This is a genomic window from Photorhabdus laumondii subsp. laumondii, from assembly GCF_003343245.1.
In the GTDB taxonomy this organism is placed as follows: domain Bacteria; phylum Pseudomonadota; class Gammaproteobacteria; order Enterobacterales; family Enterobacteriaceae; genus Photorhabdus; species Photorhabdus laumondii.
The window spans coordinates 1040816-1061143 of the sequence record NZ_CP024901.1; the positions used below are offsets into that span (position 1 = coordinate 1040816).

General features: G+C 43.0%; 15 protein-coding genes. 10 read left to right on the plus strand and 5 right to left on the minus strand.

All coding sequences use genetic code 11. The annotated features are described in order from the left end of the window. Positions 1 to 6 precede the first annotated feature (6 nt). Positions 7 to 708 (minus strand): 5'-methylthioadenosine/S-adenosylhomocysteine nucleosidase, encoded by a 702-nt coding sequence (gene mtnN, locus PluTT01m_RS04675; RefSeq protein ID WP_011145271.1) that lies wholly within the window; start codon positions 706 to 708, stop codon positions 7 to 9. Positions 709 to 835: 127 nt separating this feature from the next. On the opposite strand from mtnN, the gene dgt reads away from it, so the two are divergent. Then, a complete protein-coding gene (gene dgt / locus PluTT01m_RS04680) occupies positions 836 to 2362 on the plus strand; it encodes a dGTPase (RefSeq protein WP_011145272.1) in 1527 nt (508 codons plus the stop codon). Positions 2363 to 2376: 14 nt separating this feature from the next. Here the strand turns inward: dgt and PluTT01m_RS04685 are convergent, their stop codons facing one another. Then, the gene (locus PluTT01m_RS04685; protein WP_011145273.1) at positions 2377 to 4704 is read right to left on the minus strand and encodes an ATP-binding protein; all 2328 of its coding nucleotides are present in this window, start codon (positions 4702 to 4704) and stop codon (positions 2377 to 2379) included. Positions 4705 to 4757: 53 nt separating this feature from the next. Here PluTT01m_RS04685 and rlmD point away from each other — a divergent pair, with 53 nt between their 5' ends. The 9 genes from rlmD (at position 4758) to PluTT01m_RS04735 (ending at position 17178) form a co-directional block, all read left to right on the plus strand. Beyond that, the gene (rlmD, locus tag PluTT01m_RS04690) at positions 4758 to 6074 is read left to right on the plus strand and encodes a 23S rRNA (uracil(1939)-C(5))-methyltransferase RlmD (RefSeq protein ID WP_011145274.1); all 1317 of its coding nucleotides are present in this window, start codon (positions 4758 to 4760) and stop codon (positions 6072 to 6074) included. A 41-nt stretch (positions 6075 to 6115) separates the two neighbouring features. Next, a complete protein-coding gene (gene relA, locus PluTT01m_RS04695) occupies positions 6116 to 8347 on the plus strand; it encodes a GTP diphosphokinase (protein ID WP_011145275.1) in 2232 nt (743 codons plus the stop codon). A 67-nt stretch (positions 8348 to 8414) separates the two neighbouring features. Next, complete coding sequence (mazG, locus tag PluTT01m_RS04700) at positions 8415 to 9194, plus strand: nucleoside triphosphate pyrophosphohydrolase (protein ID WP_011145276.1); 780 nt, start codon at positions 8415 to 8417, stop codon at positions 9192 to 9194. Between the two features lie 221 nt (positions 9195 to 9415). Then, entirely contained in the window at positions 9416 to 11053 is a 1638-nt protein-coding gene (pyrG, locus tag PluTT01m_RS04705; RefSeq protein WP_011145277.1) for a glutamine hydrolyzing CTP synthase, read from the plus strand. Between the two features lie 73 nt (positions 11054 to 11126). Further along, on the plus strand, positions 11127 to 12428 hold the full coding sequence (gene eno / locus PluTT01m_RS04710; protein ID WP_011145278.1) for a phosphopyruvate hydratase: 1302 nt from the start codon (positions 11127 to 11129) through the stop codon (positions 12426 to 12428). A 682-nt stretch (positions 12429 to 13110) separates the two neighbouring features. Continuing rightward, the gene (locus tag PluTT01m_RS04720) at positions 13111 to 13818 is read left to right on the plus strand and encodes a hypothetical protein (RefSeq protein ID WP_041380620.1); all 708 of its coding nucleotides are present in this window, start codon (positions 13111 to 13113) and stop codon (positions 13816 to 13818) included. A 190-nt stretch (positions 13819 to 14008) separates the two neighbouring features. Then, positions 14009 to 15190: a cysteine desulfurase family protein gene (locus PluTT01m_RS04725; RefSeq protein ID WP_011145280.1), complete on the plus strand. Its 1182-nt coding sequence runs from the start codon at positions 14009 to 14011 to the stop codon at positions 15188 to 15190. A gap of 22 nt (positions 15191 to 15212) precedes the next feature. Beyond that, entirely contained in the window at positions 15213 to 16406 is a 1194-nt protein-coding gene (locus PluTT01m_RS04730; RefSeq protein ID WP_011145281.1) for an MFS transporter, read from the plus strand. A 562-nt stretch (positions 16407 to 16968) separates the two neighbouring features. Next, on the plus strand, positions 16969 to 17178 hold the full coding sequence (locus PluTT01m_RS04735) for a helix-turn-helix domain-containing protein (RefSeq protein ID WP_125026268.1): 210 nt from the start codon (positions 16969 to 16971) through the stop codon (positions 17176 to 17178). Between the two features lie 320 nt (positions 17179 to 17498). On the opposite strand, the gene PluTT01m_RS04740 is transcribed toward PluTT01m_RS04735, so the two are convergent. The 3 genes from PluTT01m_RS04740 to PluTT01m_RS04750 form a co-directional block, all read right to left on the minus strand. Beyond that, complete coding sequence (locus tag PluTT01m_RS04740) at positions 17499 to 18221, minus strand: helix-turn-helix transcriptional regulator (protein WP_011145283.1); 723 nt, start codon at positions 18219 to 18221, stop codon at positions 17499 to 17501. 160 nt (positions 18222 to 18381) lie between these two features. Continuing rightward, the gene (locus PluTT01m_RS04745; protein WP_011145284.1) at positions 18382 to 19104 is read right to left on the minus strand and encodes a helix-turn-helix transcriptional regulator; all 723 of its coding nucleotides are present in this window, start codon (positions 19102 to 19104) and stop codon (positions 18382 to 18384) included. Positions 19105 to 19425: 321 nt separating this feature from the next. Beyond that, positions 19426 to 20148 (minus strand): helix-turn-helix transcriptional regulator, encoded by a 723-nt coding sequence (locus PluTT01m_RS04750; RefSeq protein ID WP_011145285.1) that lies wholly within the window; start codon positions 20146 to 20148, stop codon positions 19426 to 19428. Positions 20149 to 20328 lie beyond the last annotated feature (180 nt).

A 20328-nucleotide genomic window follows, 5' to 3' on the forward strand; every position in this document is an offset into this window, starting at 1 on the left:
GGTATATTATTTATCTTTACTCAGCGTTGCCAGCATGGCGTTGACCATTAATGTAGATTGGCGAGCTGCCACGGCAAGAAATTCATCAAAACTGATATGAGATTCTTTATCTGCCACATCAGAGATAGCACGTACCACCACAAATGGCGTGTTATATTGATGGCAGACATGCCCTATTGCTGCGGCTTCCATTTCTACCGCCGTCACTTGTGGGAACGTCGCCCGGATACGCGCCAGAGGTTCTGCGCCGTTAATAAATGCATCACCACTGCAAATCAGCCCACGCACTGCGTTCAGATTCAGTGAATGAATACATTTTTCTGCCAGATCAATTAGCTGGTCATCCGCCACAAAAGCCGCAGGGCATTGCGCCATTTGACCGGGTTCATAACCGAAAGCGGTAACATCAGTGTCGTGATAGCGAACTTCACGGGATACCACGATATCACCGATTTGTAATTTCGGATCAAGGCCACCGGCAGATCCGGTATTAATAATCACATCAGGCTGACAATGTTCAAGCAGTAAAGTTGTACCAATTGCAGCAGAAACTTTACCAATACCAGATTTTAACAGTGCGATCTCCACGCCGTTGAGTTTACCGGTATAGATTTCGCAGCCACCTCGTGACAGTGTTTGGCGATCTTCAATTTGATTGCGCAGTAACGTCACTTCTTGTTCCATAGCACCTATCACGCCTACTTTCATGATGTCATACTCGCTGTTGATTAATTAATCATATAAAATCATTCCATGTTTGAGTTTAACATCTAATACGGAACAATCAGATAATCTGTGGTGTAAAACAGTGCTATCTCACAAGTTGGAGGGATAAATGTCCGGGATAGACTTTAGTCAGAAGCTTAACTATCAGCGTAAATACCGTCAGTATCATGTTGATCCTAATGATGAAGAGCAGGTTATTCGCCAATTTGAAAGCGATCGTGGGCGGATTATGAATTCAGCGGCTATTCGTCGTTTACAGCAAAAAACACAGGTTTTTCCGCTGGAAAATAATGCCGCTGTCCGCAGTCGCTTGACACATTCATTAGAAGTGCAACAGGTTGGGCGCTATATTTCGAAAACGATTATTAATGAATTGAAAACGCGTAATTTGCTGGCCGATTACGGGTTGGATAAACGGCTATTATCATTTGAAAGTTTGATTGAAATGGCTTGTTTAATGCACGATATTGGTAATCCACCATTTGGTCATTTTGGTGAAGCGGCAATTAAAGATTGGTTTGCCAAAAAGCTCGATCTTAATTTTTCCCTGGAAAATATTAAGCGGGAAGATCGATGTGAAATCTCCGCATTGCGTTTATGTGGTGATGTGAAAAAAGATCGCTTTCGTCGCCAGTTGCGTAAAGATTTATGTCAGTTTGAAGGGAATGCTCAGGCTATCCGTATGGTGCATAGCTTATTAAAACTCAATCTGACTTATGCCCAGCTTGGTTGTATTCTAAAATATACTTGCCCTGCTTTTCGTCTTGAAGAAATACCAAATCAATTTAATTATTTGATGAAAAAGCCAGGTTTTTATTGGTCGGAGGAGCATTTTGTTTGCGAATTACGTCGTGAGCTTAAAATGGGTGAGTTCTGTCGCTTCCCACTGACTTATATTATGGAAGCAGCAGATGATATCTCTTATTGCATTGCCGATTTGGATGATGCTGTTGAAAAAGCGATTTTCAGCGTCGATACACTGATGGGATATTTGGAACAGGAGTGGCAAGAAAATGGCGGTCATCGGGCCGGGGATCTATTCGACTTAACGGTCAGGAAGGCGTACAAGGGAACTCACGGTAACGAATTACGTCGAAGCCAGCAGGATCAGTTTTTTATGTATCTGCGGGTTTATATTACCGGCAAACTTGTTCCTTATACGGCTCGTCGTTTTATTGATCATTTGCCGGCTGTTTTTGAGGGCTCATTTAATCAAGCGCTACTTGAAGATAAGAGCGAGGAGCATCGGTTACTTAGGACATTGAAAAACATTGCTTGTAAGAGAGTGTTTAATCATCCAGAGATTGAAAAATTAGAGTTACAGGGGTACAGAATCATCAATGGACTATTGGATTTTTACTACCCATTATTGAAAATGCCCCGTCAGGATTTTGTGGAACTGAATCAGAACAATTTCCACAAAGATTATTTTATGGAAACCCGGCTGCTACACAAACTTTCCACCAAGCATCGTCTGGCTTATGGTGAAGCAGTAGAGAAAATTGTTGCCACTGATCAAGCTGAAAAAGACTTGCTCGAATTCTATTATCGCGCTCGTCTTATTCAGGATTACATCAGTGGCATGACAGATAATTATGTTTATGAGGAGTATCGCAAATTTATTGTGTGCACTTAATGTTCTAGAATGTTCTAGCCGCGACTCAATATCTTTTGGGCGGCGGTAAGGACATGATCAATTTCATCTGTCAGTTCCAACAATTCAGGTTCTATATCGGTTAATTGGACACCTTGTTGTAATTGTTGTTCAATTAATTGGCAGAGAGCTTTAAGTTGTGGCACGCCGCTATAACAGCAGCTACCGTGTAGTTTATGGATCTGCTGCTGGTAATTTTCCACCGTTTCCCCTGACAAAACTTTTTCTGTGATTGTTTTAATGGTTGGCAGTAAATCTACCAACATTTGCAACATATCTATAGCCAACGGTTCTTTTCCGGTGGCCTGTTGTAGTGCTAATGGCCAGTTAATATGTTGTGATTTTGGTGTTTTAACGTAGCGATCTAACACGACTCTCAGACGATGTTCATCGAGAGGTTTGGTCAGGAAATCCTCAAATGGAGAGTGTGTATCGCTCTTTGGTCGGCAGGTATAAGCTGTAACTGCAATGATCGGTGTACTGTAGTGTTGCGGTAGCTGGTGGATGTGGTTGGAAGTACAGATGCCATCCATACCTGGCATATGAATATCCATCAGAATAAGATCAAAATGGTGAGAGGCTGCTGACTGTAAAGCTTCTTCTCCACTGTTACATAGCACGGTTTTTTCCACGATTTCGTCTAGTAATGAACCTATTAGTTTGAGGTTAGCTGGATTATCGTCAACGGCCATGACTGTCATCGGTAAACGTGGGGGATGGATAAGCGTCTTTTGTGGTACAACTGAGCCGGTTAGAATGAAATCGTCTTTTCCTAGCCATAAATCAAAACGGAAAACAGAACCTTTTTTCGGCTCACTGGTAAAGCTGATATTTCCGCCCATTTCTTGGATTAGTTTCCGTGTAATGACCAGACCGAGGCCGGTACCGCCATAATGGCGGGAAATACTGGCATTTGCTTGATGAAAAGCCTGAAATAGATGAGGTTGCTGTTCAGGACTGATACCAATACCTGTATCGCTGACCGTAATCTCTAAATTGATTTTATGGTGTTTCTGTTGTAGCAGATTGATCTTTATCTCCACAGAACCTTGGTCGGTGAATTTAATCGCGTTACCGATAATATTGGTGAATATTTGCTGTAGGCGTGTAGGGTCGCCTACGACCAGATTCGGTATTTGGGGATCAACATGGTGAGTTAGCTGAATATTCTTACTTTTGGCGCTGAGTGTCAGTAATACCATGACCTCATCAATCGTATCTTGTAGAAGGAATGGAACGTTTTCCAATACCAATTTATCCGCTTCAAGCCGCGAAAAATCCAATATATCATTGATAATGTTCAGTAGATGATTAGCAGAGCGCTCGATAATATACAGATATTCAGTTTGCTGTATTGTTAAAGGTGTTTTCAGTGTTTGGCGGGTAAAGCCAATGACGCCATTAAGTGGTGTGCGTAATTCATGAGACATATTTGCCAGAAATTCCGTTTTTATTCTGGCCGCATCCTGCGCACGTTTTTTCGCTATTGCCAGTTCAACGTTCTGAATTTCGAATTGTTCCATTGTTTCCCGCAGATCTGACGTTGCTTGATCAATATCATTTTGCATCTCTTCTTTATAGCTGGAGAGCGATTTTGCCATTGCATTAATGCCATTTTTCAGCATATCTAATTCACCAAAATATTTCCCACTGACACGGCTGTTTAATTGCCCTTGGCGAATTCTATCGACAGTACTGACGATATCGCTGATAGGTTTTGTGATTTTACGAACCAAATGGTAGGCGAACAGCGATGCCCAGCCAAGGCAAATGAGTAAGAGTAATATAAAAATAACGATCTCTTTATATTGCTGTAAGTGAGCTGACCGTAAATCAAGATCAATGGCAATATAGCCAATCGGACGTAAAGATGGGGTGTCAGAATGCGGCTGATTTTGGGACAGATGGTGTTCTGAAATAATGGGCATACGTAAAATAATACTGTTTTTAACCTCCGTTTTTGTCAGGGTGGTTGGCAGAGGCATATCTGGCGAGATCTGTAGTTGCGCTGAATTGTATTTATAGTTTGAGATATCAAATAGCTGATTATCATCGTTAAAAATGGCAATCGCCCGAACTATCTCAGAATTTCTGCGATGAAGCCGGGTGATCAATGAATTGACGCTTTCACGGTTATGCAGGTTGATGCCAATTTCACTGGCGATCGACAGGGGTTCAATAATACTGATCCCGGATCGAACAATTTGGTTCTCCAGTTCACGATAGTGATAACAGAGAAATGAGATACTGAAAAACATGCCAACCAGTAAAATTGGCACTAGGATCAGGCTCATCATGCGGATGCGTAAGCTATATTTGGTCATAATCGTCCATTATGGGAAAATAAGAACTTAATAATTCATAGTCCGTAAGAATCATGGTGCAATTTTATTCCCCCAATCGTCGAACGGTAAATCGACATATCATCACAGTTACCGCTGATAATCTGGATGCCCAGGGGCAGGGCGTAGCTCGCCATCAGGGTAAAACTATTTTTGTCGCCGGGTTATTGCCCGGTGAACAGGCACAGGTACAACTAACGGAAGAGAAGCGACAGTTTGCAAAAGCAAAGTTGGTTAAGCGTTTATCTGACAGTCCATATCGTGTGAATCCCCGTTGTCCTCATTTTGGAGTATGTGGCGGTTGTCAGCAACAACATGTTGCACCGGATTTACAACGTGAAAGTAAAGCCAGCGTTCTCGAACACCTGATTAGGCGAGAAACTGGTGTAACGGTTTCTGCCAAACCGGTGATTCTTGGCCCTGAATATGGTTATCGGCGCCGGGCAAGGCTTGGTTTACATTATCAAATAAAACAGCGCCAACTGGTGATAGGATTTCGTCAAAATCAATCCAATGAATTAGTTGCTATAAAAGAGTGCCCGGTTTTGCGACCTGAATTGGAACAGTTATTACAGCCATTATCTCAGTGTCTGAATAGTTTGAAAGCGGTTAAACGGTTGGGGCATGTGGAGTTGGTGCTAGCAGATAATGGCCCATTGATGATATTGCGCCATCTTGATCCCTTGAAGCGGGAAGATAAAGAGAAACTAGGCACATTTTCCGTGCAACATAATGTCGCTGTCTATCTGGCGGCGGATGAAACTTCACTTGAATCACTGAATGAACTGCCGGAACCTTGGTATCAGGTAGATGGGCTGAAACTGGTTTTCAGTCCAAGAGATTTTATTCAGGTTAACGATCAGGTGAATCAACAAATGGTTGCTCAGGCGATAGAGTGGCTCGATTTGCAACCGAATGATAACGTGCTTGATCTATTCTGTGGAATGGGGAATTTTACCTTACCTATTGGTCGCATAGTGCAATCTGTAGTCGGAGTCGAAGGGGTTGCCACGTTGGTGGCTAATGGGCAATATAATGCCAAAATAAATAATTTGGATAACATATCTTTCTGCCATGAAAACCTGGAAGCTGACATACATCATCAACCTTGGGCTAAACTGGGGTTTAACAAGGTTTTATTAGATCCGGCGCGTGCTGGGGCGGTAGGAGTCATGTCACACATTGTTGAGCTGGTGCCAGAGAAAGTAGTCTACGTCTCTTGTAATCCAACAACATTGGCGCGGGACAGTAAGATTCTGCTTGAGGCTGGCTATCAAATTATCAGTGTGCGGATGCTGGATATGTTTCCGCATACAGGTCATCTGGAGTCAATGGCGCTATTTAGTCGTTAGATCGTGGTTGGGTAGAAGTTATGAAGTAGTCGGGAGAGATTATGGTTGCGGTAAGAAGTGCTCATTTAACCCCTGCGGGAGAGTTTGCAGTAAACAGGTGGATCGCGAGTTTAAATATAGCCAATCTTCAATTGGGTGAGAAATTAGCCGAAACCTGGCGTTATTGTCACGAAAAAGCGCAAAATCATCCTGATTCAGAACTTCTGTTATGGCGTGGTGTAGAGATGGTTGAGATCCTCTCCACGTTAAGTATGGATAGCGACAGTATGCGTGCGGCGTTACTGTTCCCGTTAATGGATGCCAAATTACTCGGTGATGAAACCGTTACCGAGGCGTTTGGCAGCGCGATTACCAATCTGGTGAAAGGTGTTATGGAAATGGATGCCATTCGCCAGTTAAAAGCCACTCATCACGATTCAATCTGCTCTGTACAGGTTGATAATGTTCGCCGGATGCTACTGGCAATGGTGGAAGATTTTCGTTGTGTCATTATCAAATTGGCAGAGCGGATTGCCCATTTGCGGGAAGTTAAAGAGGCGACTGAAGATGAGCGTGTACTGGCTGCGAAAGAGTGTTCCAACATTTATGCGCCGCTCGCTAACCGATTAGGTATTGGTCAACTTAAATGGGAACTTGAGGATTACTGCTTCCGTTATCTCCATCCTGATGAATATAAAAAAATTGCGAAATTACTGCATGAACGCCGAATTGATCGTGAGCAGTACATTGATTACTTTGTCAATACATTACGCAAGCATATGCTCAAGGAGGGCGTCACTACTGAAATATACGGGCGTCCTAAACATATCTACAGCATTTGGCGCAAAATGCAGAAAAAATCACTGGCATTTGATGAACTGTTTGATGTTCGGGCTGTGCGGATTGTGGTTGAACGTTTGCAAGATTGTTATGCGGCTTTGGGGATAGTACATACTCACTATCGTCATTTGCCCGATGAATTCGATGATTATGTTGCTAACCCGAAGCCGAATGGCTATCAATCCATTCATACTGTGGTACTTGGGCCGGGTGGTAAGACATTGGAAATCCAGATCCGTACTCGTCAGATGCATGAAGATGCAGAATTGGGAATAGCTGCCCACTGGAAATATAAAGAGGGGGCTGCGGCGGGTAGTCGTGTCGGATATGAAGGGCGCATTGCATGGCTACGTAAACTGATCGCATGGCAGGAAGAGATGGCTGATTCTGGTGAGATGCTGGATGAAGTTCGCAGTCAGGTGTTTGATGATCGGGTATATGTATTTACACCGAAAGGCGATGTTGTTGATCTCCCTACCGGTTCCACGCCGCTGGATTTTGCTTACCATATTCACAGTGATGTGGGGCATCGTTGTATTGGGGCGAAAATCAGTGGTCGCATTGTGCCATTCAGCTATCAATTGCAAATGGGCGATCAGATTGAAATCATCACACAGAAACACCCGAACCCAAGTCGTGATTGGTTAAATCCAAACTTGGGATATGTCACCACAAGCCGCGGTCGGGCGAAAATCCACAACTGGTTCCGCAAACAGGATCGGGATAAAAACATTATCGCCGGTCGTCAGATGCTGGATAACGAACTGGAGCACTTGGATATCAGCCTAAAAGAGGCGGAAAAGCTGCTGATTGCCCGTTATAACGTCCATACACTTGATGAAGTACTGGCGGGAATTGGGGTTGGTGATATCCGTATTAACCAGTTGGTCAATTTCTTACAAAGCAAACTTAAGAAAACCACCGCAGAGGATGCAGATCGGGAAGCGCTTCGCAATTTAGAGAGTAAATCACATCCACAGCGTAGTTCTGCTAAAGATGATGGGCGGATTGTGGTAGAAGGTGTGGGTAATTTGATGCATCACATTGCCCGTTGCTGCCAGCCCATTCCCGGCGATGAGATTGTCGGCTTTATCACTCGTGGCCGAGGGATCTCTATCCACTGGGTTGATTGTGAACAACTGGCCGAGTTGCAGGCAAATGCGCCGGAAAGGGTGGTGGATGCGGTTTGGGGAGAGAGCTATTCCAGTGGTTACTCACTGATTGTGCGTGTTGTTGCGAATGATCGCAGTGGATTATTGCGTGATATCACCACGATTCTGGCGAATGAGAAGGTGAACGTGCTTGGGGTGAGTAGCCGCAGCGATGTAAAACAGCAGATTGCTACCATCGATATGAATATTGAGATTTATAACCTGCAAGTACTGGGGCGGATTTTGGCGAAAATCAATCAGTTACCGGATGTTATTGAAGCTAAACGTCTTCATGGCAACTGATCGCGGGAAAATTTGGATACTGTGACTGGGGTGAGCGAGTGCAGCCAACAAAGAGGCAACTTGAAAGATGACGGGTATAAAACGGTTACTGGGGATTATGGCACAGTTGCGCCATCCTCAGCAGGGATGTCCTTGGGACAAAGAGCAGACATTCAAAACGATTGCACCTTATACGCTAGAAGAGACTTATGAAGTCATTGATGCCATTGAGCGCGGTGATTTTTCTGATCTGAAAGAAGAGCTGGGTGATCTGTTATTTCAGGTAGTGTTCTATGCTGAAATGGGCAAAGAGCAACAGTTGTTTGATTTTGATGATATCTGTAATGCGATTAGCGATAAGCTGGAACGCCGCCATCCACATATTTTCGGTCAGCAGCAGGATATCAGCAGTGATGTGGCTATCAGTGGTTGGGAAAAACGTAAGGCGCAGGAAAGAGCGCAAAAAGATCTACATTCGGTCCTTGATGACATTCCGGCAAGTCTGCCGGCATTGATGAAAGCGTATAAAATACAGAAACGTTGTGCTGCGGTTGGTTTTGACTGGGATACTTTGGGGCCGGTGTTAGACAAAGTTTATGAAGAGATCGACGAAGTGATGGATGAGGCTCATCAGGCGGTGGTTGATCAACAGCATTTGGAGGAAGAGATTGGTGATTTATTGTTTGCTGTTGTGAACTTATCCCGTCATCTTGGATACAAGCCGGAAATTGCATTGCAAAAAGCATGTAATAAGTTTGAGAACCGATTTAGAGAAATAGAAAAGCTGATTTTGAAGCAAGGTCACACCTTGGAAGCGGCGACATTGGAAGAAATGGAAAAAATGTGGCAACAGGTTAAGAAGCAATAACCGCAAAGCTGAGATTTTCAATTGCTTACAGTAGGGCGATTTTTCTTAAATAAACTAACCTGATGAATTTAAATAATAATTAGGGGAGTTTCTTGGCTAAAGTATGGTGGAAAATACCTTATTTGCGTTCAGATTATTTGTGGCAAATTTAAGGTTCGGGTATACTGCTTTCCCGTCCTAGTTATATCCATCATCTTTAAACCTAAACTTTCAGGTTCAGCATGAAAACTAATTATATTTTTGTGACCGGCGGGGTCGTATCCTCTCTGGGTAAAGGCATTGCCGCAGCCTCTTTGGCGGCTATACTCGAAGCCCGTGGACTCAATGTCACGATTATGAAACTGGACCCGTACATCAATGTCGATCCAGGTACGATGAGCCCAATCCAACATGGGGAGGTCTTCGTTACCGAAGACGGCGCTGAAACTGATCTCGATTTAGGTCACTATGAGCGTTTCATCCGCACTAAAATGACTCGTCGCAATAACTTCACTACGGGGCGAGTTTATTCCGAAGTTTTGCGTAAAGAGCGCCGTGGTGACTATCTGGGGGCGACGGTTCAAGTTATTCCTCACATCACCAATGAAATTAAAGATCGCATCATCAGTGGTGGAGAAGGTCATGACGTGGTGCTGGTGGAAGTCGGTGGTACTGTCGGTGATATCGAATCGCTGCCATTCCTTGAAGCTATTCGTCAAATGGCGGTAGAAGTTGGCCGTGAACACACTTTATATTTGCATTTGACACTGGTGCCTTATCTGGCAGCGGCTGGCGAAGTTAAAACTAAGCCGACTCAGCACTCGGTAAAAGAACTGCTCTCTATCGGTATTCAACCGGATATTCTGATTTGTCGTTCAGATCGCGTTATCCCTGCTAACGAACGTGCAAAAATTGCCCTTTTCTGTAATGTGCCAGAAAAAGCGGTTATCTCCCTAAAAGATGTTGATTCCATTTATAAAATCCCAGGGCTATTGAAATCTCAAGGCTTAGATGATTATATTTGTAAACGATTCAGCCTTGATTGCCCGGAAGCAAATTTATCCGAATGGGAGCAGGTCATTTACGAAGAAGCGAATCCTTCCGGTGAAGTCACTATTGGGATGGTGGGTAAATACGTTGAACTGCCTGATGCGTACAAATCCGTGATTGAGGCATTGAAGCACGGTGGGTTGAAAAATCGCTTGACGGTTAACATCAAACTGCTTGATTCCCAGGATGTTGAAACTCGTGGCGTTGAATTATTGAAGGGACTGGATGCGATTCTGGTTCCTGGTGGTTTCGGTGGCCGCGGTGTGGAAGGCAAAATCATGACAGCCCGTTATGCGCGTGAGAACAACATTCCTTATCTGGGAATCTGTCTCGGCATGCAGGTAGCATTGATTGAGTTTTCTCGTCATGTTGCGGGCTTGGAAAAAGCCAGCTCAACAGAATTTGAACCTGATTGCCGGTTGCCGGTTGTTGGTCTGATCACCGAATGGCGTGATGAAGACGGTAATTTAGAAGTGCGTAGCGAAGAGAGTGATCTTGGTGGAACGATGCGTGTGGGCGGGCAGCCATGCCACCTGACAAAAGATAGCTTGGTGCGCACTTTGTATGGAGCAGATACGATTGTTGAGCGTCATCGGCATCGTTATGAAGTGAATAATTTACTACTGAAACGTATTGAAGATGCGGGTCTGCGGGTAGCGGGTCGTTCAGTAGACAATAAATTAGTCGAAATTATTGAGATCCCTGACCATCCTTGGTTCGTGGCTTGTCAGTTCCACCCAGAATTTACTTCCACTCCTCGTGATGGCCATCCGTTGTTTACTGGTTTTGTTAAAGCCGCCGGTAAATACCAGAAAGGCCAGCTCAAATAAGATGTGCAGTGAGTGACGGTATGAAGTGTTTCCGTCACTCACCTGAAATGTAACTTGTACTGAGGAAAACCTAATGTCCAAAATCGTTAAAGTGATCGGTCGTGAAATCATTGACTCCCGTGGTAACCCAACTGTAGAAGCAGAAGTGCATCTGGAAGGGGGCTTTGTGGGTTTAGCGGCTGCACCCTCTGGTGCATCTACCGGTTCTCGCGAAGCGTTGGAACTGCGTGACGGTGACAAATCCCGTTTTATGGGTAAAGGTGTATTGAAAGCTGTTGATGCAGTAAATGGCCCGATTGCACAGGCAGTTATCGGCCAGGATGCGAAAGATCAGGCTAACATCGACAAAATCATGATCGACCTGGATGGTACTGAAAATAAATCTCAATTCGGTGCTAATGCGATTCTGGCGGTTTCTCTGGCTAATGCGAAAGCCGCAGCAGCAGCGAAAGGTATGCCGTTGTACGAGCACATTGCTGAATTGAATGGCACTCCGGGTAAATTCTCTATGCCGTTGCCGATGATGAACATCATCAATGGTGGTGAGCACGCGGATAACAACGTTGATATCCAGGAATTTATGATTCAACCGATTGGAGCAAAAACGCTGAAAGAGGCGGTTCGTATCGGTTCTGAAGTTTTCCATAACTTGGCTAAAGTTCTGAAAGCAAAAGGCATGAGTACTGCGGTTGGTGACGAAGGTGGTTATGCGCCTAACTTGGAATCTAACGCTGCTGCGCTGGCTGCTATTAAAGAAGCGGTAGAACAAGCAGGCTATGTTCTGGGCAAAGATGTCACTTTGGCTATGGATTGTGCTGCTTCTGAATTCTACAACCCAGAAACCGGTAATTACGAACTGAAAGGTGAAGGTAAAACTTTCACTTCTCAAGAGTTCACTCATTACCTCGAAGATTTGACCAGAAAATATCCGATTGTTTCTATTGAAGATGGCTTGAATGAATCTGACTGGGAAGGCTTCGCTTACCAGACAAAAGTGCTGGGCGAAAAAATCCAGTTGGTTGGTGATGACCTGTTTGTTACCAATACTAAGATCCTGAAAGAAGGTATTGAGAAAGGCATTGCTAACTCCATTTTGATTAAATTCAACCAGATTGGTTCTCTCACTGAAACACTGGCAGCGATTAAAATGGCAAAAGACGCAGGTTACACGGCGGTAATTTCTCATCGTTCTGGTGAAACTGAAGATGCGACTATTGCTGATCTGGCAGTAGGTACCGCGGCAGGTCAAATCAAAACCGGTTCTATGAGTCGCTCTGATCGCGTTGCTAAATACAATCAGTTGATCCGTATTGAAGAAGCTTTGGGTAACCGCGCTCCTTTCTATGGCCTGAAAGAAGTAAAAGGTCAGGCTTAATAGGTAATTAATTAAGTATTAGAATTAAACAGGAGGGGTAAAACCCTCCTTCATACAGGTAATAGCCTGATAACTTCTACAACGTCAATTTTTGAGTTTTCCTGAGGCAGTCGGTCGGTGCAGCCATGCTTTCACATATGAAACTTTTCGCCGATGGCTTAATAGCGAGAATCCCCCCTTTAATGTTGCTGAGAAGATTTACCTTGATATAACGGATTTTAGTTAGCTGTCTCAACAACAGTTCGGACATATCCATACTTGGCAACTAGAGCCTTGTATTGGTGTGACAGAATTACCCGGTAAGCTGAGAGCTAAATGATGTCCGATGGTCGGACTCAGAGCCTCGACTGCAAGGTCAAAAAGAAAAAAACATTTAAACAAGACGAAGATCTATTTTTTAATAGAAAAGACACGCTAACCTTTAGTCAGAACTCAGAACTCAGAACTCAGAACTCAGCTTTTTTATGGCAATTATACTTTTGCTTGATATCAGACATATTTATTTCATAACCGGGGTCGCAAGAGAAAAAGATATTTAACGTACGTGAAATTATAAAGATCGCCTTATTTTCCATTCGTTATATTGGCCACTCTTTATAGAACTTCCCCGATCTAAAAATTAATGGATTTTTGCGGTCATCCTTATACGTACGATCCATCTTGGAAAAGGATATTGATGAAAATGAATCAGCGAGAAACTAACGTAAGCATATTGGCAGGGAATTCACGAGTTTATCTCAATAAGGATAGCGAGATAGTTGTCGAGGCTCAGTTGAAAGCCTTTGAGGCTGCTCTGATGTTCGCCAAACGAAGCCAAGATGAATGTGGTCAATTACCGAGGATATCCGTGGCGTTCGATCATCATGGGATATTCCGCCTCCAGTTCCTGATAAATAATCTCACTAATTCTCAAAAACGGAACCCTCGTCTGAGTCATCTCCACGCCTCGATCAGGAATATCTTCTTGCCCGTAGCAGAAAAATATCAGATTCCGCTCAGTGAGATACGTGTTATTCACGAAGATTCAGCCAGGCAGCACCTTGTCCACATCCTAGCCTCTGGAGAAATACCCGAAATCATCACACGGCGGATGGTGTCCAAAAACCTCGCTGACGGCAAACCACCGACATCAGATGCTGCTTACGAAGAGCCGACTCAGAAACTCACCTGTGCAGCAATTACGAAGGAGTATTTTGAGAAAGCTGCCGGTGATCACAAAGGCTCAGATACTATTCTGGAGGTGTTCTTTGAGGATTGCGCTTGGTCGAGAGCTTTGGCCTATGTGCGTGGGCTGCAACTCAGTCATATGCTCGGTGTTTCAACCGCCATTCGTCTTAATCTTGTTAATGAAGAGGGGGAGGTGAGTCAAGGTGATGTAATTACTGCCTAGCAGATATATACCCGTTATCTTTCAGGTTGCCTCTTTGTTGGCTGCATTCACTCTGGTTACATAGTTCTCTATGCTCCCGGGGATTCGTTTCCTTGCCGCCGCGATGCATCTTGAAATCCATAGGGTATAGATATAGTCAAGATAATAAAAAAATAATTTCATCTTCGTTTGTTAGTGGGGAAAATAAATTATGTACAACTTAACCCGGCCGATATATTTGGATAACAATGCTACAACGCCATTAGATCCCGACGTGCTTCAAACTATGATGCCCTATTTTACCAGCGCTTATGGAAATGCTGCCAGTAATCACCATGCATTTGGGTGGAAAGCTATGGAAGCTGTTGATAATGCAAGAAAATTGATATCAACATCGATAAATGCGACGAGTCATTCCGATATTATATTCACGTCGGGTTCTACCGAATCGAACAATCTTGCAATCGCGGGCCTTCAACATCGGGGCAAAAGGGGGCATGTCATCACATCGACAATTGAGCATAAGGCTGTCCTTGATTGTTGTAGTAGGCTCGAAGCAATGGGAACGGAGGTGACCTATTTACCGCCGCAAAGCGACGGCATCGTATCCCCAGATTTAATATCTCGTGCAATAAGAGATGATACCTATCTCGTTTCGATTATGGCCGCCAACAACGAGATTGGTTCAATACAAAAAATTGAAGAGATAGGCGCGATCTGTAAGGAACATGACATTCCTCTTCATACCGACGCCACGCAAGCGCTCGGCAAAATAAAATTTGATGTACAGCGCATGAATATCAGCCTTGCCTCATTTTCTGCGCACAAAATATATGGACCAAAGGGGGTCGGTGCACTTTATATCGATTCACGTAATAAGAATATAACACTCGCTCCTCTCATCGTTGGTGGGGGACATGAGCGAGGCTTACGCTCTGGAACTCTTAACGTCCCGGGGATAGTAGGCTTCGGGCGGGCCGTCGAACTGTCGGTTAAAAACTTGCCTGATGAGTCGATGAGGTTACGTTATTTACGGGATTTGCTTCGTTCGTATATTATCGAGAATGTGGCTGACGTTCGGATAAACGGTCATCTTACCGAATGCCTTCCCGGTCTGTTAAATGTCTCCTTCAACGGTTTGGATGCTGATTCGCTTTTGCTGGAGCTTTCCGAAGTTGCGTTGTCCTCTGGGTCTGCATGCACATCCGCTAACAGGGCACCGTCACATGTACTGAAGGCAATCGGCGTCAGTGATACACAGGCTCAAGCCAGTGTGCGCTTCGGGTTAGGAAGATTTAATAATGAAGACGAGATACGCTATGTTTGTCTCCGTCTGGAAAAAGCGGTGAATAAACTGAGGTCGATGGTGCCAAAGCCATTCGGCGTCCTGTAATAATTAAGATGGAGTTTGACTTATGCGAACAATGTCGGCACTTTTTCTCCTGTTCGGAACCCTGTTCACTGCGGGGGGATATGGTGCCACCTTTCTTATTTCCGCGTATTTTCGCTCACAAGGGGGGAGTGACATTGACACTGGGACGACCCTTAGCGTGGCCTTGGTCGGCACTTTGATTGGCGTTCCTTTGGTTGGATGGTTTGCCGGGCAACTGGAAGCATCACGCCTTGCAGCCCTCGCGGCGCTGGCGATGTCTTGTGGTTATTTTCTTTTAGGGGGTTTCAGCGGTGAACTGAGTTACATCCCGCGTATCGCAGCATTTTTGATTGGACTCGGTTGGGGAATGTTCTATATCAGTGGGCCTATGGCGTTGTCAGAGCGTGTCACTGATGCTGACAGGGGCCACTGGTTTACCCGTTTCAGCGCGTTTCAAATGGCTGGAATTTGCGGCAGTCCCATCCTCCTCGCCGCCGCGGTTGAACAGGCAGGAGTGCCCATACAAACAACGTTTCTCTTTGTTGGCGTCATTGGCATCCTCGCCTCACTACTTCTGGCGACCTTTGGGATCAGGGAACCGCATGGTCAACGGGAGTTATCACTGAGACCTTGGGTGAGAAAAATAACCAAGATTGCTGCCAGCAGTGCGATCCGTCCTATTGTGATGGTAGGTCTGGGAGGCTGCGTATTCTCTGGAATGATGTCGTTCCAAAGTTCGTTGGTTGAAGGGACTCAAGCAAATGCAAGTACATTCTTTGCTGTACATGCAGCGACTGTGGTTGTGTCGCGGCTTTTGTTAGCCCGGCGTTTATCGATGATGCCCCGTATCCCATTGGTCATCGCGCTGATGTTATTCTTAATCATGGGCATTCTGGCCCTGTTAGGCATACCAGTTAACCCCATGTTCCAGGTTTTGGCGGCCATGTTAACGGGAATAGGCTATGGATTGGTGTATCCCGTTATTCAAACATGGGCAGTAAACGATTCTGCGCTTGAGAATCGTCACGCTGCCCTCACTTGGTTCGTTGTCGCCTACTTTGTGGGGATATTTGGATTTCCTGCAATAGGTGGATGGATATTAGTGGGTGCGGGCAAGACCTTGTTTATCCTCACTCTAGCTGCAATAGCTTCTCTTGAACTTGGGGTGGCGTTATTGGGAGGGAGATGGTTTTGCCGCATTAAGGATAGGTTAACGGCACAGAATGAAGCACGTTAACAGTCATTCAGCCAGTCGATAATTATCGACTGGCTGATTTGCCGTTGCACAAGTCATTTTTCGATGGACATAAAGTATTTAATGGGTGTTATTCCTCGTAATTGAAGCGCTTTTTTAGGGCATTCATTAATGTATTTAATGCAGCTTCCAACATTTCCCAAAATAACTAAACTTTTTAAATATTCGAGTATTCATAAAAGAACATTTATTAACGATTAAAATTCATTTATGACTTTTAATCGTTAGATATAATATTTTCTTATTCGGAGAATATTTGGCTGTACTTAGCGGGATTTAACGTTTTAGTACAGTTATTTTTTAGTATTCCGCACCAGTGCGGACTCAGGGGAAAAGCTGTAACAATATATACCCTATGGATTTCAAGATACATCGCGACGGCAAGGGAGCGAATCCCCGGGAGCATAGATAACTATGTGACCGGGGTGAGCGAGTGCAGCCAACAAAGAGGCAACTTGAAAGATAACGGGTATAAAAATATAAATTTGAAGAAAGTATGAATATAGCACCTTGAATAACCAAACTGAAAGGAGAATAAGGAATGATTGTAAAAAACGACTGGCACCCGGCTGATATTATTGCAGGGCTTAAAAAACGGGGAACGTCGTTAGCTGCTGTTTCAAGGGATGCGGGGCTTGCATCATCCACTTTATCAAATGCTTTGCATCGTCCGTGGCCTAAAGGTGAGAAACTCATTGCTACCGCTCTAAATTGTGAGCCTTTTGAAATATGGCCAAGCAGATATTCAAAATGAAATAAAATAAACTTCTCGAAAAAAAGTCAATGAGAAGAGATTAAGTATCTGAAACTTTTCTAGTGTTTTGTGGAAAGTTTCAGGTATGATTAAAATGGAGTGATTAACTCCTTGCCTTGATGTTTGTCATAATTAATTTTTCTGTATAAATTATTTAATCTTTTGTACTGTGCTGACATTCCTCTCTATATTTCTGTTGATTTCGCGGATCGCCAGATAGGCGTAATATTACAAAAGCGGGTAAACCAAAAATTTTTTTGGAAGTGGGTAGGATTCTGCTTGGCAGAACCCTAATGGAACAGTGACGGAGTGGTTCATTGTTATGCTAGAGTTATATAGGGATTCGGGTTAATAAATCGGGTAGGAGCATAGTTATCATACCCCTTACCTCTGCAATATTCTTTTAACTGGCTTAATGAATTTATCCCTATTTTTTGGTAAATAAATTGTAACCTACTTTGTACCGTTCTATAGGTAATACCTAATTTTCTCGCTATGTCTTTAGCGCTTAGCGATTGCAATGCAAAAAATACTATATCGAACTCTCTGTCGGTAAATAAATCAGTTGGTTTGCCAAAAGTTAATGACTCTGGATGAATGTTATTTTCAAAATGATACATGGAGTAAATTTCAAGTTTTTTGCCGTGTCCAACAATGCCAATGCATTCTCCATCCTTCATTAGCGGTGTAACATTGGTCAGAAATGGTTGGATCATTTTTTGTTTCCCACCATAAGTCAAGGTGTTTAATACTGGAATGGTTTTTTGACTCGTCATTACAACATCACAACTCGCTTGTATAATATTTTCAAACTCAGACCACGGTGCTGGACACTCACCATCAAGCCTCCCTTCTATGCTAAAACCCTTAGGAAGACCGCTGTAATAAAGCATAGTATCATTGGCATAGACGAATCGATGTTCCCTGTCTTTTATAGCCCAAAAATCGTTGCTGTTTTCCATATATGATATAAAGGCGTCAAAGCTTTTTGAATGAACATCCAAATCTTTGTTTACAGAGAAACTCATCGTGTTATCTTTCATAATTTCACCTATCATAATTGAACTGTAAAACTGTGATAACCTCCATGTGAGGTATCCCGTAAAATCACCCTTCGCGCTGCTGAGTGAGTTTTGGCCGGAGCATAAGGTTCTGCTTGGCAGAACCCTAATGGCATAGTGATAATAACGATGTGGTTCATTGTTATGCCAGAGGTATAAAGGGATTAGGGTTAATAAATCGGGTAGGAGCGTAGTTATCATATCCCTTACCCCTGCAATATTCTTTTAACTGGCTTAATGAATTTATCCCTATTTTCTGGTAAATGACATGTAGCCTGCTTTGTACCGTTCTATAGGTAATACTTAATTTTCTGGCAATATCTTTAGCGCTTAATGATTGCAAAGCAAAAAATACTATATCGAATTCTCTATCTGTAAAAATCTCAGTTGGGTTGCCAAATGATAATGATTCAGGATGCCTGTTGTTTTCAAAATGATACATGGAATAAATTTCAAGTTTTCTACCGTGCCCCACAACCCCAATACATTCTCCATCCTTCATTAGTGGTGTAACATCGACCAAAAATGGTTGGATTATTTTTTCTCTCCCGCCGTAAGTGAAGGTGTTTAATACCGGAATGGTCTTTTGAGTCGTCATTACATTGCCATCACTAGCATGTACAATATCTTCAAGCTCAGACCACGGAGCTGGACACTCACTAACAAGCCTCCCTTCTATGCTAAAACCCTTAGGAAGACCGCTGTAATAAAGCATAATATCATTGGCATAGACGAATCGATGTTCGTTGTCTTTTATAGCCCAAAAATCGTTGCTGTTTTCCATATATGATATAAAGGCGTCAAAGCTTTTTGAATGAACATCCAAATCTTTGTTTACAGAGAAACTCATCGTGTTATCTTTCATAATTTCACCTATATGATTAAATGGTAAAACTGGAATAACTTCTATGTAAGGTTATCACTTTTACGACACAATGGATAATTATGTTTATCAGTTTCAAAAGGGGACTCTCTTTGGTGTGGACGATTTTACAAAGGAGCAGTTTCCTGTAATCATCTTCAATATGCTAATATTCTATATTGTGTGAAATTTTTATTAGTAATTATGTTTTTAATGAATAATTGCAATATGAAATATGCTGGATGGAGTGTGAGAGAAACAAGGTGTAAGGTTCTGCCAAGCAGAACCCTAATAGCATAGTGACGATAACGGTGTGGTTCATTGTTATACTAGAGGTATATAGGGATTCGTGTTAATAAATCGGGTAGGAGCGTAGTTATCATACCCCTTACCCCTGCAATATTCTTTTAACTGGCTTAATGAATTTATCCCTATTTTCTGATAAATGATATGTAGCCTGCTTTGTACCGTTCTATAGGTAATACTTAATTTTCTGGCAATATCTTTAGCGCTTAGCGATTGTAATGCAAAAAATACTATATCGAACTCTCTATCAGTAAATAAATCAGTTGGTTTGCCAAAAGTTAATGAGTCAGGCTGAATGTTGTTTTCAAAATGATACATGGAATAAATTTCAAGTTTTTTACCGTGACCAACAACCCCAATGCATTTCCCATCCTTCATTAGGGGGGTAACATTGAGCATAAATGGTTGGATCATTTTTTGTTTCCCACCATAAGTCAAGGTGTTTAATACTGGAATGGTTTTTTGACTCGTCATTACAACATCACAACTAGCTTGTATAATATTTTCAAACTCAGACCACGGTGCTGGACACTCACCATCAAGCCTCCCTTCTATATTAAAACCTTTAGGAAGGCCGCTGTAATAAATCATTGTATCATTGGCATAGATGAATCGATGTTCGTTGTCTTTTATAGCCCAAATATCATTGCTGTTTTCCATATATGATATAAAGGCGTCAAAGCTTTTTGAATGAACATCCAGATCCTTGTTTACAGAGAAACTCATCGTATTATCTTTCATAATTTCACCTATATGATTAAATTGTAAAAACTCCCATGTAAAATTATCACTTTTACAACACAATGGATAATTATATTTATGAGTTTTGGGCACCTATTTGGTGCGGATGATTTTACAGAGGAGCAGTTTCTATAATTACCTTCAATATGCTAATATTCTATATTGTGTAAAATTTTTATT